Below are 12,795 nucleotides of genomic sequence, written 5' to 3'. Positions count from 1 at the left end.
AGTGATTAAGACAATGATAAAGATGATTAACACCACAGAGAAAGAATCCAACTATCAGGACCTGGACAAAATGTCTGTACACGAATTGTTAACCAACATAAATGCAGAGGATAAAACAGTCCCTTTAGCTGTAGAAAGAGCCATTCCTCAGATTGAAAGGCTTGTAACAGCGACTGTAGAGAAAATGAAGACCGGAGGACGTCTTTTCTATATCGGAGCAGGGACAAGCGGCCGACTTGGCATCCTGGATGCGTCCGAATGCCCTCCTACATTTGGAGTGCCTTTTGACTGGATTATAGGATTGATCGCCGGAGGTGATACAGCAATACGTAAAGCTGTAGAATTTGCAGAAGATGATATCGAGCAGGCATGGAAAGATCTTGAAGAATATGGTGTAAATGAAAAGGATGTGGTGATCGGTATCGCAGCATCCGGAACTACTCCCTATGTCATCGGTGGATTGACCACAGCCAATGAAAAAGGATTAATCACAGGATGTATTGTTTGTAATGGCGGCTCTCCTATCGCTGCAGTCGCTCAATTGCCTGTGGAAGTGATCGTAGGCCCTGAGTTTGTAACAGGATCTACCCGCATGAAAGCCGGTACTGCACAAAAGCTGGTCCTTAATATGTTAAGTACTTCTATCATGATTCGTTTGGGACGTGTCAAAGGGAATAAAATGGTAGATATGCAGTTGTCCAATCATAAACTGGTAGCCAGAGGTGTTCGTATTATTATGGATGAAACTGGTGCTGATGAATTAACTGCATCAGAATTACTGGAAGAATTTGGAAATGTCCGAAAGGCAATTGAGAATTATGTAAGTAAAGGATAACTAACGCTAAAACAATCAAACTAAACACATGTCACCTTTTATATTATTAACCTTTTTATTGGTTTATTTCGGACTTTTGCTCGGAGTAGCCTATTTTACATCCAGAAAATCATCTGACAACTCTACATTTTTTGTTGCCAACCGTAATTCCAAATGGTATATGGTTGCTTTTGGAATGATAGGTACAGCGCTGTCCGGGGTTACATTTATTTCTGTTCCTGGTGCAGTAGGACATACCAACTTCAGCTACTTTCAGTTTGTGCTGGGTAATGCTGTCGGGTTTGTGATGATCGCTTATGTGTTATTACCACTCTATTACCGCATGAATCTGACTTCTATTTACACCTATTTAGAAGAACGATTCGGGCATAAAAGCTATAAAAGCGGGGCGATGATATTTCTGATATCCAGAACGATAGGGTCTGCATTCCGACTTTACTTAGTTGCCATCATCCTGCAAAAATTTATATTTGATTCTCTTCAGGTTCCTTTTGCAGTAACGATTGCGATCTGCCTGATACTGATCTGGATGTATACAAATAAGGGTGGTCTTAAGACTATTATTATCACCGATACGTTGCAGACATTCTTTTTGCTACTGGCAGTTGTACTATCCATCTATTTCATGGCGGACGGTCTTGGAATTTCAGTAGTTGAAGCATTTGAAAAAGTAAAAAACAGTTCATACTCTTCTATATTCGTTTGGGAGGATCTGTTAGGAGATAAGAATCACTTCCTGAAGAATTTTATCGGAGGTATATTTGTTACCATCGCTATGACAGGACTGGATCAGGATCTTATGCAGAAGAATTTAAGTATGAGTACGATTGGTGAAGCACAGAAAAATATGTTGACATTTACCAGCATATTTGTTGTTATCAATCTGTTTTTTCTGGCAGTAGGAGCCTTATTGTATATCTATGCTGCAGAGAATAATATTGATGTTTCTGCTTTGCGCACTCCGGATTATTTATATCCTGAGATTGCATTGAATTATCTTTCCCTTGCTCCGGGCATTATCTTTATGATGGGACTTACTGCAGCTACATTTGCGACGACAGATTCAGCCCTGACGGCTCTGACAACATCTTTTTGTGTAGATTTCCTTAACTTTAATAAAAAGGCTAATCCGAACGATCCGGCATTAGTACGTCAGCGCAATTGGGTACATGTGGGCTTCTCTGTACTGATGCTTGTTGTAATTTTGATTTTCAGAATCCTCAATGATGATTCTGTTGTTACAGCAATCTTCGTAGCTGCAAGTTATACATATGGTCCGCTGTTGGGATTATTTGCTTTAGGGATTTTGACCAGATATCGTGTCAATGACAATCTGGTGCCATTTATCTGTGTACTTTCTCCGGTTATATTATTCTTGATCAATTACTTTCTGATTGTGCCACATACGACATATAGAATCGGTTACGAATTGATTGTATATAACGGATTTTTAACGGCCCTGATGCTGATCATCACATCTCCGGGTAAACAGCATGCCGATACAAAAGCACTCTAAATCTACCTAAGAATACGATTTGATATTTGTGCGTGCAAAAAAAATGCATTAAGTTTGAATTTAAACTTTTTTTTGCACGCATGTATCAATCTATAGAAGAAACCGTATCCTTTATCAAAAAGCGAATAGGAGACTTTGTCCCCGAATTCGGTATTATCCTGGGAACAGGGTTGGGGAAACTGGTCGATGAAATCGACGTCGAATTCCAGCTTATGTACTCAAATATCCCTAACTTTCCAATTTCCACCGTAGAGTTTCATTCCGGAAAACTGATTTTTGGAACTTTAAATGGCCGCAGAGTTGTCGCTATGCAGGGAAGACTTCATTACTATGAAGGATATAGTATGCGTGAAATTACTTTTCCGGTTCGCGTTATGAAGGTATTAGGCATACAAAAGCTATTTGTATCCAATGCTTCAGGCTCACTCAATCCGGAGATCAAAAAAGGAGATTTAGGAATTATAGATGATCATATCGACTTGTTGCCGGATAACCCTTTACGTGGAGGAAATGAAAATATATTCGGACCGCGTTTTCCGGATATGAGCAGACCTTATGATCCGACAATGATCAAACAGGCTATGGATATAGCTCACCGGTTAGATTTAAAAGCGCATAAAGTGGTTTATGTATCTACTCCGGGACCTAATCTTGAAACCCGAGCAGAATATCGATATATGCGTATTATTGGCGGAGATATTGTCGGTATGAGTACCGTCCCGGAAGTTATTGTTGCAAATCATATGGGATTACCTGTGTTCGCTATTTCAGTTGTGACAGACGAAGGATTTCATGAGGAACTTAAACCTGTTTCACTTCAGGAGATTGTAGATGTAGCTGCCAGATCTGAACCCAAAATGACGGCAATTATGAAAGAATTAATTGCACTACAATAATTTTGTTTTTTAGCGTTATTTTTGAAGCAGGAAACAACAAAATAAATTTCGAAAGATTGTAGATGAGAATTTTACTCCGCGTTTTAGCATTAATATGCTGTGTCAGTTTGGGACTTGGGCAAGCGCACGCTCAAGAAGGGGAAGAGTGGAGTACTGCTCTGGACTCTGCACGAGCAAAAGAGGATAACAAAAAGGATTCGGTAGAATTTACGGCAAGATATGTTCGCTATGCCACATTAGACATGCTGAAACAGGCGACTTATACCGTACAGATTGATACTTCACATCGCAATTTTCAGTACTTTAATAAGCAAAATTTACCTTGGAACCCAAGTATAAATCTGGGATCCTATGGACTGGCAAGCCGTGACCTCCTTTTCAATCCGAATAAGACGATTGGATTTCAGAGTGGGTTCCATGCTATGGAGCGCTATTTACTGCGACCAGACTCTATACAGTATTACAGAGCACGAGCCAGATATTCGGAACTGTATGCCGTCGGATTTTTCTTTGATGATCAGGTTTTTAAAGCCAAAATTGCACAAAATATTACACCGCATTGGAATATAGGAGCGGAATATCATGCAACCAATACGGATGGATATTATAAAAATCAGAATTACAGTGATCGTAAAGCGGCTGTCTTCTCCTGGTACGAATCATCCAACCTACGGTACAATATGCTTGTCAATGCGGTCTTCAATTCCTTGGATGCAACGGAGAATGGTTCGGTAGTGAATAATAATATCTTTCAGGATACCACAGGGCAGGCCAAATATACTTATGAAACAAAGTTAAGCGGGCAAACAGCAAACCGACCTTACAATAAATGGAAAGATAATTCATTTTTTCTTCGTCAGTCTTATTACATAGGCCGGTTAGATACGATCAATGCAGGGACACCCGAAATGGAGATACATCCGACCAATGCTGTTTCTCACAACTCATCTATCCGGATGCAGAAATTTTTGTTTTTTAAGAACGAAGCCGATTCATATGATGCTTTCCCGGTAGGAGGAAGTGTCCTTACACGAGATACGACCTCTATTACTAATATATCCAATGAATTTACGTATACATTCTATTTAAGACCGGGAGGAAAGCTTAAGAATGAAGCCAAGCTGGATCTGGGATTTAAAAATGATCTGATCTGGTATTCGGGCTCAAAAGATACACTTGGCAATGAATTTTTTCAGAACAGCACCGTCTGGGGGACAATAGGGTATAAGTTTAGCGACAGGGTAAATTTTCAGGGAAGAGTTGACCAAATTATACTGGGCCGTAACTTTGGTGATTACCTGTATGAAGCAAAAGCAGATGTACTGTTAAGTGAAAATGCCGGTAAGATCAGTTTGGGCGCCTATAGTCAGAATAAGTCACCGGAGATGATCTTTGACCGTTTAAATTACACCTATCATAAATGGGACAATAGTTTTGATAAAACAAAAACACAGAATCTTTCTTTTGCCTATAAAAACAATAAAATAGGATTTACAGGTAAGGCTGAGTATTTTCTGATCAGCAATTATCTTTATTTTAAGGAAGTAGATAATCCCAGCAACAATGCCGAGCTGGCAAGGCAAATAGAACCGGCGCAATTTGGAAATCTGAATTTATTGAAAATATCTGTAGGACAAAACTTTAAGTTTGGTAACTTCCATTTAAACAATTTGGTGGTCTATCAAAAATCTGATGCTGCCGGTATTTTAGCAATTCCTGAAATATACACCTGGCATAGCTTCTATTACAACAATAAATTATACAAGGTTCTGGATTTCAATCTGGGTACAGATGTCAAATTCAATACACCATTCCGTACACCGTCTTATTCGATCAATTCCGGACAGTTTTATAATGATAATGTGGGTATAGAATTTTCTACATATCCGATTGTTGATGTATGGGCTACAGCCAATATAAAAAGAGTGAACTTATTTATCAGCTATAATTTTATCAATCAATTCATTTATCCTAAAGGATATTATACTGTGAGAAGATATCCGATGAACGAAGCGAATCTTCGGTTTGGTGTGAGTTGGAAATTCTATGATTAATCAGAAGAATTTATGTGGTTGTTTTTGAGTTAATTGTATTTTAATCAATAAAAATATATTACAAATTGTTTTGTAAATCGAAATAATCGCCTATATTTGCACACGCAATCAGAAAGAACGATTGCATTTTTGAGATAATCAAAAATCCACAGACAGAATAAAATCTGTTAAAAATACAAGGAGAATTAGCTCAGCTGGTTCAGAGCATTCCGATACAAATCGGAAGAGTCACTGGTCAGAAAGCAATAGACGGTATAAAATCCGTTAAAAATACAAGGAGAATTAGCTCAGCTGGTTCAGAGCATCTGCCTTACAAGCAGAGGGTCACTGGTTCGAACCCAGTATTCTCCACACTTAATTAAAAGGAGGCTTAGCTCAGCTGGTTCAGAGCATCTGCCTTACAAGCAGAGGGTCACTGGTTCGAACCCAGTAGCCTCCACCAAAGCATCCGACAGGATGCTTTTTTTGTTATGACCTAGTTATGTATTACTTATACATTCTCTATTCCGTTAGTGCAGACCGTTATTATATTGGAGTGACGAATGATGTTGCAAATCGATTGCGTCGTCATAATTCCCGTCATAAAAAGGGTTTTACAGGAATATCAGCAGATTGGTGTATTGTTTATCAGGAATGTTATAAGACGAAGAGTGAAGCATTAGTCCGCGAACGCCAGCTTAAATCCTGGAAAAGCCGTTTAAGAATAGAAGAGCTTATTAAAAAGCCCGAATAGCTGGTTCAGATCATTCCGATAAAATCGGAAGGGTCACTGGTTCGAACCCAGTAGCCTCCACCAAAGCATCCGACAGGATGCTTTTTTTGTTATGACCTAGTTATGTATTACTTATACATTCTCTATTCCGTTAGTGCAGACCGTTATTATATTGGAGTGACGAATGATGTTGCAAATCGATTGCGTCGTCATAATTCCCGTCATAAAAAGGGTTTTACAGGAATATCAGCAGATTGGTGTATTGTTTATCAGGAATGTTATAAGACGAAGAGTGAAGCATTAGTCCGCGAACGCCAGCTTAAATCCTGGAAAAGCCGTTTAAGAATAGAAGAGCTTATTAAAAAGCCCGAATAGCTGGTTCAGATCATTCCGATAAAATCGGAAGGGTCACTGGTTCGAACCCAGTAGCCTCCACCAAAGCATCCGACAGGATGCTTTTTTTGTTATGACCTAATTATGTATTACTTATACATTCTCTATTCCATTAGTGCAGACCGTTATTATATTGGAGTGACGAATGATGTTGCAAATCGATTGCGTCGTCATAATTCCCGTCATAAAAAGGGTTTTACAGGAATATCAGCAGATTGGTGTATTGTTTATCAGGAATGTTATAAGACGAAGAGTGAAGCATTAGTCCGCGAACGCCAGCTTAAATCCTGGAAAAGCGGTTTAAAAATAGAAGAACTTATTAAAAAGTCCGACTAGCTGGTTCAGATCATTCCGATAAAATCGGAAGGGTCACTGGTTCGAACCCAGTAGCCTCCACCAAAGCATCCGACAGGATGCTTTTTTTGTTATGACCTAATTATGTATTACTTATACATTCTCTATTCCGTTAGTGCAGACCGTTATCATATTGGAGTGACGAATGATGTTGCAGATCGATTGCGTCGTCATAATTCCCGTCATAAAAAAGGCATCCCTCGCGGATGCCTGATTACTAAAATAGAGGGGAAAGGAATTAGAATTTGTATCCTACAGACAAGCCATAAGTTTCATTACGGGCACCCAGGTCTTTATTCCTTTTATTGAGGCCGTAATTGAATCTCAGGTCGAAAGTGAATTTCTCAACATCAGCTCCAACATTTATTAATGCGTCGTAGGACAGTTGTTTAAATGAAGATGTAGCAGTTGCCTTCACTTTTTTCAGATCATAGTTAAGTTGAGGTCCTGCAGATACACGTAAGTTCAATTCATCTTTTTCAAGGACTTTATATCCCACTTGTAGAGGTAGATTTGCCTGATAGAATTTTGGTGTGTACACTTTGCTGTCGTACGTATATTTTGCATTAAACATGGAAAAATTCAGTTCCGGTTGAAAGTATAATTTTTCAGCAGTACGTGCAAATACTCCTATATGTGCACCTATTTTGCCGGCTTCGTCTTTAATTGTTTTATTTCCATATGAAAAGCTGCTGTACTGTGCTCCCGCTTTTATGCCATATTCAATTTTTTGAGCATGTGCAGTTAGAGACAATCCCAAAGTAAGTGCTAATAGTGTGAATCCTGTTTTTAAGTTCTTGTTCATCTTTTTTGATTTTAGTAGATAATGAAATTTTTATTGTTGTTTAGGAATAAGACAGTGTAATTGCATTATACCCTTGTCGCATTTTAATTTTTTTTTATTTCCATCTCCGGTGTGACCATAACCAATAACAAGGCGCTTTCATAATGCTATCTTCCAGTTTCCGGATATAATTGAGTGTTATTTCACCTGCTGAAGTTTGGCCTGCGGAATCACAGATAAGATCTAAGCTAAGCGTCCATGCGTAATCACCTGCAGGAGACAATTCCCCATATACTACATAAGCATTTAAAGTCTTCGCAATTTTTTCCGCTCCGCTAAAGGCATAGGTTTGCTGATTCAGAAATGTAACAGGATAGCCATTCTCAATTCCGGGATATTGATCTGCAAGAAATACTGTGATATTTGGAGCGTTCTTTTCCTTTAATAATGTCCTTAAGGCCTTAGAGGAAGGAATAAGCCGTAAACCTTCCCGTGTTCTGATTTTTGTGAAGAGGTGATCAAACAGAACACTTTTTAAAGGTTTGTAAAGTGCTTGTACAGGTTTGTTTAACACACCTGGCAGGCGATTCAGAAGTTCCCAGTTTCCATAGTGACCCATCAGCATAATAATATGTCTCTTTTCGCGGTAAGGCGTGTCCAGTAGCTGTGTATTTTGCAAATGGAGTTTGGGTGAACGAAATATACCCGATAGTTGTTCAGTGACAATTCGGCCAAGTATACAATAGAAATCATGTACATGATGTACAATCGAAGTATACGACATGTCGGGAAATGCTCTGGCGAAGTTTTGAATAACGACATTATATCGATAGCGAAATATTCGTCCGATTATAAATCCTGTAATACGGTATATGCTGTTCATGTGTTGAGCACTACGATTCGTTTTATTACTCTGTTTCTGCGCTTTCATGTATCGCATTTATAAGGGTATACAGCATCCATAGGAAAGAAATAAAAATTAATCCGCCGAGAATAAAAGAGTAGATGAGGAGGCTCATGTTTAACATTGTTTTTTAATAGTTTTGACAATTGGTTTGGCTTTTACCCTTAAAAAGAGGAGAAAAGTATTGGTGAAAACGGCAAAAAGAAAAAAAACAGAAAAAGGATGAGGGTAAATGATTTTTGAGTTGTCTTAGCTATAAATTGAAGAATAAATAACGTATTTAAATTATTTCGATGTTAGCAGGTATTGAACATATTCCGCTTCAAAAGGAACACAAGTTTGAAATGATCTTCAGAGAACATTTCAAGGATCTCCATCGGTATGCTTTTCGTTTCCTGGAGGATTCAGCTATTGCAGAAGAGGTGGTACAGCAGGTATTTATGAGGCTTTGGGAGCGCGACTGGGAGACAGATATCCACACTTCCTTAAAAGCCTACCTCTATCGTGCAGTGTATCATGAAAGTCTCAATACACTTAAGCGCGAGCAATTAAAAAGAAGGTATCAGGAATACCAGTTGCTGCATGAAAAAGATACAGAGTATATGGATCAGGGAGATTCGGAATTAAAGAAACAATTGCATCATGCACTGTTACAGCTGCCGGAGAAAAGCCGGGCTGTTTTTGAGATGAGTCGGTTTCAGGATTTAAAGTATAAGGAGATTGCAGATCTGCTCAACTTATCCATCAAGACCGTAGAAGGCCATATGAGCAAGGCATTGCGCCATCTGCGTGTACATCTGGTAGATTATTTAACCTTGTTAATCATCTCTTTACTATTTGGGTTATGAAAGACGTGTTAGTGACAAAATATATTGTAGGAGATGCTTCTCCGGAAGAGGTTCTTGTGGTAGAACAATGGATCTCCAGTAATCATGAAAATGAAAAAGTGTATCAACAAATGAAGAAAGCCTGGGAACTGAGTAAGCAAACAACTGTCCCGGAAGATATCGATGTCGATCGGGTCTGGGCAGATTTTGTACGGAGAAAGAATGAACGAGAGGAAGCTCAGGTCAAATATGAAAAACCTTCAAAGTTCTTTTCGGTCAAATGGATGATCGCAGCTGTCACCTTGTTGTGTTTGGGTATTTCTCTTTATTTCTTTGCAGTACAGTCTGCCGTGGATAAGCAATTGCAATCTTTTGCTGATGTCCGGAGGGATCAGTTACCTGACGGAAGTGTAGTTACGTTAAATAAATATTCTCAGATCGCCTATTCTGAGTCCTGGTTAAGTAAAAACAGATCAGTGAAACTTACATCCGGAGAAGTATTTTTTGAAGTGAAAAGAGATGAAAAGCATCCATTTGTAATCGATGCGGGTAAAACTAAAATTACTGTTCTGGGAACCAGTTTTCACGTAAGACGTAGTAATGGCGAAACAGAAGTAATTGTTGCCTCCGGCTCAGTAAGTGTACGCAGTGCAGATCAGGAGGTCATCTTAAAGCCGTTACAATCTGTTCTGATAAGTGATACGCTGAGAAATAAGCTTAAGGTAGATACTGTTCCCGATCAATTGTATCGCTACTATGTACATCAGGAATTTGTATTTGAGAATACACCATTGCCACGGGTAATTGAAATACTGAATAAGGCCTACGATCAGCACCTGGTTTTGATCAACCCGAAGCACCGGCAGCTTTTGCTTACAGCAACTTTTGAGCAGCAGCCATTATCCGAAATTATCAAAGTGCTCCTGGAGACCTTTGATTTAAAAATTGAGAAAAAGGGGGATGAGTACCATATCAAATAAAATCATGTCTAAAAATAACATATCATACTTGTCAAAAAATCTATTATGCTCACTTTTTGTTGCAGTCTGTATGTGTGCATACGCTGGTGCGCAGGAAAAATTAGCACAGCAGATCAAAATTCCGGCTTTCAAAAATACATCAATACGTGATATCTTTGAACAGATTAAATCATCCAATCAAATTCTTTTTTCTTATAACAGCCAGTTAATCAATCAGGATAGCATCGTCAATGTTCCGGCGTACACTGGTGTGCTGGTGGGTTATCTTGAAAATCTGCTGGGAGATCAGTTCAGTTTTAAGGAGACAACCTCTCATGTAATTATCTCCTATTCTCCACAAAAGATGGATGTAGATGTTCATATCCCCGCTCAGATAAATAACAGAGTGATGATAACGGGATATATAAAAGATATCCGTACCAATAAGGCTATTCAATATGCCAGTATCTATGATAAAAATGCATTTGTATCTACCTTAACAGATAAGAACGGGTATTTCGAACTTGATATCAAGAAGCCGGAGCAGCTTGTCGCTATATCAATGAGTAAGGAAAACTACAGAGATACATCTATTATTCTGCTGTTGCCCATAGAGGCTACCAAATTGGCAAAAAAGGGGAAACTGGGATATTATTCAGATTATAATAAAGAAAAAGGAATATTTACCACCTATCTCGGGAATTTGTTTTCTAATTCTTCGCGAAAGATTCAGAGTCTCAATCTGGGAGGTGTGTTTGCATATAGCCCTTTTCAGGTATCCATGACACCGGGACTGAGCACACACGGTTTTTTTGAATCTCAGGTTGTCAATAAGTTTTCTCTTAACGTATTGGGTGGCTATACTGCCGGAGTGGATGGGTTCGAGATAGGCGGAGCGTTAAATATCAATCAATACAATATGCGCGGTACACAGATCGGAGGTCTTGTAAATGTCGTAGGAGGAAATGTGAAAGGATTACAATTAGCAGGAGCTGGAAATGTGGTGGTTAATGATTTGTCGGGAGTACAAATCGGAGGACTATGGAACAAAGTAGATACCGTAAAGTCAGGACTACAGCTTGCAGGAGCACTTAATATTGCCAATTCTTCACAAGGAAGCCAGATTGCCGGACTGGTTAATGTATCGCGCTCAGAAGTAAGTAACCAATTGGCAGGAGCTGTTAATGTGGCCAAAAAAGTAAAAGGAGTGCAGATCGCCGGTTTGATTAATATTGCTGATAGCAGTGACTACCCGATTGGTCTCTTTAACCTCATAAAAAACGGATATAAAGAATTGTCTGTCAGTGCCGACGAAAGCAAGTTGGTAAGCCTTAATTTCAGGTCGGGAGGACGTGTGTTATACAGCCTTATCAGTGCAGGGTATTATTGGGACGATCCGGATCTCAAGTATGCTTTAGAATTTGGAGTAGGAGCAAATATGATTCGTAAGAAAAAGTTCTCACTGGCAGCTGAACTGATCAGCAGAACAAGTTATGATGAAGATTTCAAGAATGACTATTTCAGAGCGGGTCTGCGGGTAATCCCAAGATTTCATCTGTCAAAACATCTGGCTATATATGCCGCACCTTCTTTCCATTATTCAGAGCATATAGTTCCTGATGCAGACAAAGAGCCGGTTAAATGGAAGTTTTTCGGTTCAGATAAAAAATCGGATACCTTCCATGGAGGAGGTTCAGTGGGGCTTGTATTCAATTGGTAATCTGAACAATTAAGCTCTGCAGATCAGAGGTCATGATTAATACCTCTGATCTGTTTAATAAATTTTATATCTCTCTTATTTTAATATTGCGGAAAGCTACAGAATCTGTATGGTTCTGAAAAGCAATTTTGCCTTCAGTAGCTTTTGCAAAATCAGGGTGCACCTTCAGATTGCTTTGCTGCACTTTTGCTTTCCAGGCAGGACCACTTAGATCTTCTTCTGCAGTCAGTATACCATTGAGGTAAAAGCTTACTTTCCCATCTTTTTGAACAATTCGTGATGAATTCCATTCCCCGAAAGGTTTTGGTTTGGACTGATTTCCCATACAACTTACATCATAGATACAGCCAGCCCAATGCGTACTGTCTTTCTGGTGTCTGGGTTCCGCATTTGCATTGTCCAGAAGTTGCATTTCCACTCCAGTTGCAAATGTAGCGCTATACTTTGGGTCTTCCTGTACATTGATAAACACGCCGCTGTTTCCTCCTTTGGCAATACTCCAGTCGAATACTAATTCGAAGTTTTTATAGTTTTTATCTGTTGTAAGATCTCCGAATATACCGTCTTTCTTGTGCGGTGAGCAGGCCAGTATCCCATTGTTCACAATCCATTTGGAATCTTTGGCTGTGCTGTTAAAAATATGCCACCCTTCAGTATTATCTCCGTTAAAAAGAAATTGCCATCCTGCCTTTTGTTCAGCTTCTGTAATGGGCTTAGAAGTCGAGTTGGAGTTTGAACAGCTTTGAAAGACAAAAATCAGCAATGTAATAAAAAGGAGATGTTTGTTTATAAAGTACATATGTATTCGTATTGGTTTTTGGTAAAGATATAAAAATTATAA

At 39.0% G+C, this 12,795-nt stretch carries 14 protein-coding genes and 2 tRNA genes; 13 read left to right on the top strand and 3 right to left on the bottom strand.

Annotation, left to right across the window (positions count from 1 at the left end):
• Positions 1-13: 13 nt before the first annotated feature.
• From murQ to I6J02_RS21920, 10 genes are all read left to right on the top strand, one after another.
• Positions 14-835, top strand: coding sequence for an N-acetylmuramic acid 6-phosphate etherase (gene murQ, locus I6J02_RS05950; RefSeq protein WP_201680873.1), 822 nt, complete (start codon positions 14-16; stop codon positions 833-835).
• A gap of 28 nt (positions 836-863) precedes the next feature.
• A complete protein-coding gene (locus I6J02_RS05945; protein WP_201680872.1) occupies positions 864-2,351 on the top strand; it encodes a sodium:solute symporter in 1,488 nt (495 codons plus the stop codon).
• 80 nt (positions 2,352-2,431) lie between these two features.
• Positions 2,432-3,247 carry a purine-nucleoside phosphorylase gene (locus tag I6J02_RS05940; protein WP_201680871.1) on the top strand — a complete coding sequence of 272 codons (816 nt, stop codon included), beginning with the start codon at positions 2,432-2,434 and terminating at the stop codon, positions 3,245-3,247.
• Positions 3,248-3,309: 62 nt separating this feature from the next.
• Complete coding sequence (locus I6J02_RS05935) at positions 3,310-5,301, top strand: putative porin (protein ID WP_201680870.1); 1,992 nt, start codon at positions 3,310-3,312, stop codon at positions 5,299-5,301.
• 276 nt (positions 5,302-5,577) lie between these two features.
• A tRNA-Val gene (locus I6J02_RS05930) sits at positions 5,578-5,652 on the top strand.
• A gap of 13 nt (positions 5,653-5,665) precedes the next feature.
• Positions 5,666-5,743, top strand: a tRNA-Val gene (locus tag I6J02_RS05925).
• A 39-nt stretch (positions 5,744-5,782) separates the two neighbouring features.
• On the top strand, positions 5,783-6,034 hold the full coding sequence (locus I6J02_RS05920) for a GIY-YIG nuclease family protein (protein WP_201680869.1): 252 nt from the start codon (positions 5,783-5,785) through the stop codon (positions 6,032-6,034).
• A gap of 102 nt (positions 6,035-6,136) precedes the next feature.
• A complete protein-coding gene (locus I6J02_RS05915; RefSeq protein ID WP_201680869.1) occupies positions 6,137-6,388 on the top strand; it encodes a GIY-YIG nuclease family protein in 252 nt (83 codons plus the stop codon).
• A 102-nt stretch (positions 6,389-6,490) separates the two neighbouring features.
• Positions 6,491-6,742: a GIY-YIG nuclease family protein gene (locus tag I6J02_RS05910; RefSeq protein WP_201680868.1), complete on the top strand. Its 252-nt coding sequence runs from the start codon at positions 6,491-6,493 to the stop codon at positions 6,740-6,742.
• A 102-nt stretch (positions 6,743-6,844) separates the two neighbouring features.
• Positions 6,845-7,069, top strand: a complete 225-nt coding sequence (locus tag I6J02_RS21920) for a GIY-YIG nuclease family protein (protein WP_201680867.1) — start codon at positions 6,845-6,847, stop codon at positions 7,067-7,069.
• Here I6J02_RS21920 and I6J02_RS05900 read toward each other — a convergent pair.
• Together I6J02_RS05900 and I6J02_RS05895 are read right to left on the bottom strand one after the other, a co-directional pair.
• Entirely contained in the window at positions 6,999-7,565 is a 567-nt protein-coding gene (locus I6J02_RS05900) for a porin family protein (RefSeq protein ID WP_201680866.1), read from the bottom strand. The genes I6J02_RS21920 and I6J02_RS05900 overlap by 71 nt on opposite strands.
• A gap of 94 nt (positions 7,566-7,659) precedes the next feature.
• Complete coding sequence (locus tag I6J02_RS05895; protein WP_236582315.1) at positions 7,660-8,475, bottom strand: lysophospholipid acyltransferase family protein; 816 nt, start codon at positions 8,473-8,475, stop codon at positions 7,660-7,662.
• Between the two features lie 266 nt (positions 8,476-8,741).
• On the opposite strand from I6J02_RS05895, the gene I6J02_RS05890 reads away from it, so the two are divergent.
• From I6J02_RS05890 to I6J02_RS05880, 3 genes are all read left to right on the top strand, one after another.
• Positions 8,742-9,296: an RNA polymerase sigma-70 factor gene (locus I6J02_RS05890; RefSeq protein ID WP_201680864.1), complete on the top strand. Its 555-nt coding sequence runs from the start codon at positions 8,742-8,744 to the stop codon at positions 9,294-9,296.
• Complete coding sequence (locus tag I6J02_RS05885) at positions 9,293-10,255, top strand: FecR family protein (RefSeq protein WP_201680863.1); 963 nt, start codon at positions 9,293-9,295, stop codon at positions 10,253-10,255. Before I6J02_RS05890 ends, I6J02_RS05885 begins: the two co-directional genes overlap by 4 nt.
• A gap of 70 nt (positions 10,256-10,325) precedes the next feature.
• Positions 10,326-11,954, top strand: a complete 1,629-nt coding sequence (locus I6J02_RS05880) for a hypothetical protein (protein ID WP_201680862.1) — start codon at positions 10,326-10,328, stop codon at positions 11,952-11,954.
• A 64-nt stretch (positions 11,955-12,018) separates the two neighbouring features.
• On the opposite strand, the gene I6J02_RS05875 is transcribed toward I6J02_RS05880, so the two are convergent.
• Positions 12,019-12,753, bottom strand: coding sequence for a DUF1080 domain-containing protein (locus I6J02_RS05875; RefSeq protein WP_201680861.1), 735 nt, complete (start codon positions 12,751-12,753; stop codon positions 12,019-12,021).
• Positions 12,754-12,795: the final 42 nt, after the last annotated feature.

This window comes from Sphingobacterium spiritivorum (genome assembly GCF_016725325.1).
GTDB lineage: Bacteria > Bacteroidota > Bacteroidia > Sphingobacteriales > Sphingobacteriaceae > Sphingobacterium.
This window is presented reverse-complemented; position numbering and strand designations above follow the sequence as displayed.

What these genes read in the sequence shown, in the direction of transcription:
- I6J02_RS05900 (WP_201680866.1), bottom strand. Translation starts at nt 7,565, where the DNA reads ATGAACAAGAACTTAAAAACAGGATTCACACTATTAGCACTTACTTTG.
- I6J02_RS05910 (WP_201680868.1), top strand. Translation starts at nt 6,491, where the DNA reads ATGTATTACTTATACATTCTCTATTCCATTAGTGCAGACCGTTATTAT.
- I6J02_RS05890 (WP_201680864.1), top strand. Translation starts at nt 8,742, where the DNA reads ATGTTAGCAGGTATTGAACATATTCCGCTTCAAAAGGAACACAAGTTT.
- I6J02_RS05935 (WP_201680870.1), top strand. Translation starts at nt 3,310, where the DNA reads ATGAGAATTTTACTCCGCGTTTTAGCATTAATATGCTGTGTCAGTTTG.
- I6J02_RS05920 (WP_201680869.1), top strand. Translation starts at nt 5,783, where the DNA reads ATGTATTACTTATACATTCTCTATTCCGTTAGTGCAGACCGTTATTAT.
- I6J02_RS05885 (WP_201680863.1), top strand. Translation starts at nt 9,293, where the DNA reads ATGAAAGACGTGTTAGTGACAAAATATATTGTAGGAGATGCTTCTCCG.
- I6J02_RS05875 (WP_201680861.1), bottom strand. Translation starts at nt 12,753, where the DNA reads ATGTACTTTATAAACAAACATCTCCTTTTTATTACATTGCTGATTTTT.
- murQ (WP_201680873.1), top strand. Translation starts at nt 14, where the DNA reads ATGATAAAGATGATTAACACCACAGAGAAAGAATCCAACTATCAGGAC.
- I6J02_RS05945 (WP_201680872.1), top strand. Translation starts at nt 864, where the DNA reads ATGTCACCTTTTATATTATTAACCTTTTTATTGGTTTATTTCGGACTT.
- I6J02_RS21920 (WP_201680867.1), top strand. Translation starts at nt 6,845, where the DNA reads ATGTATTACTTATACATTCTCTATTCCGTTAGTGCAGACCGTTATCAT.
- I6J02_RS05880 (WP_201680862.1), top strand. Translation starts at nt 10,326, where the DNA reads ATGTGTGCATACGCTGGTGCGCAGGAAAAATTAGCACAGCAGATCAAA.
- I6J02_RS05895 (WP_236582315.1), bottom strand. Translation starts at nt 8,475, where the DNA reads ATGAAAGCGCAGAAACAGAGTAATAAAACGAATCGTAGTGCTCAACAC.
- I6J02_RS05915 (WP_201680869.1), top strand. Translation starts at nt 6,137, where the DNA reads ATGTATTACTTATACATTCTCTATTCCGTTAGTGCAGACCGTTATTAT.
- I6J02_RS05940 (WP_201680871.1), top strand. Translation starts at nt 2,432, where the DNA reads ATGTATCAATCTATAGAAGAAACCGTATCCTTTATCAAAAAGCGAATA.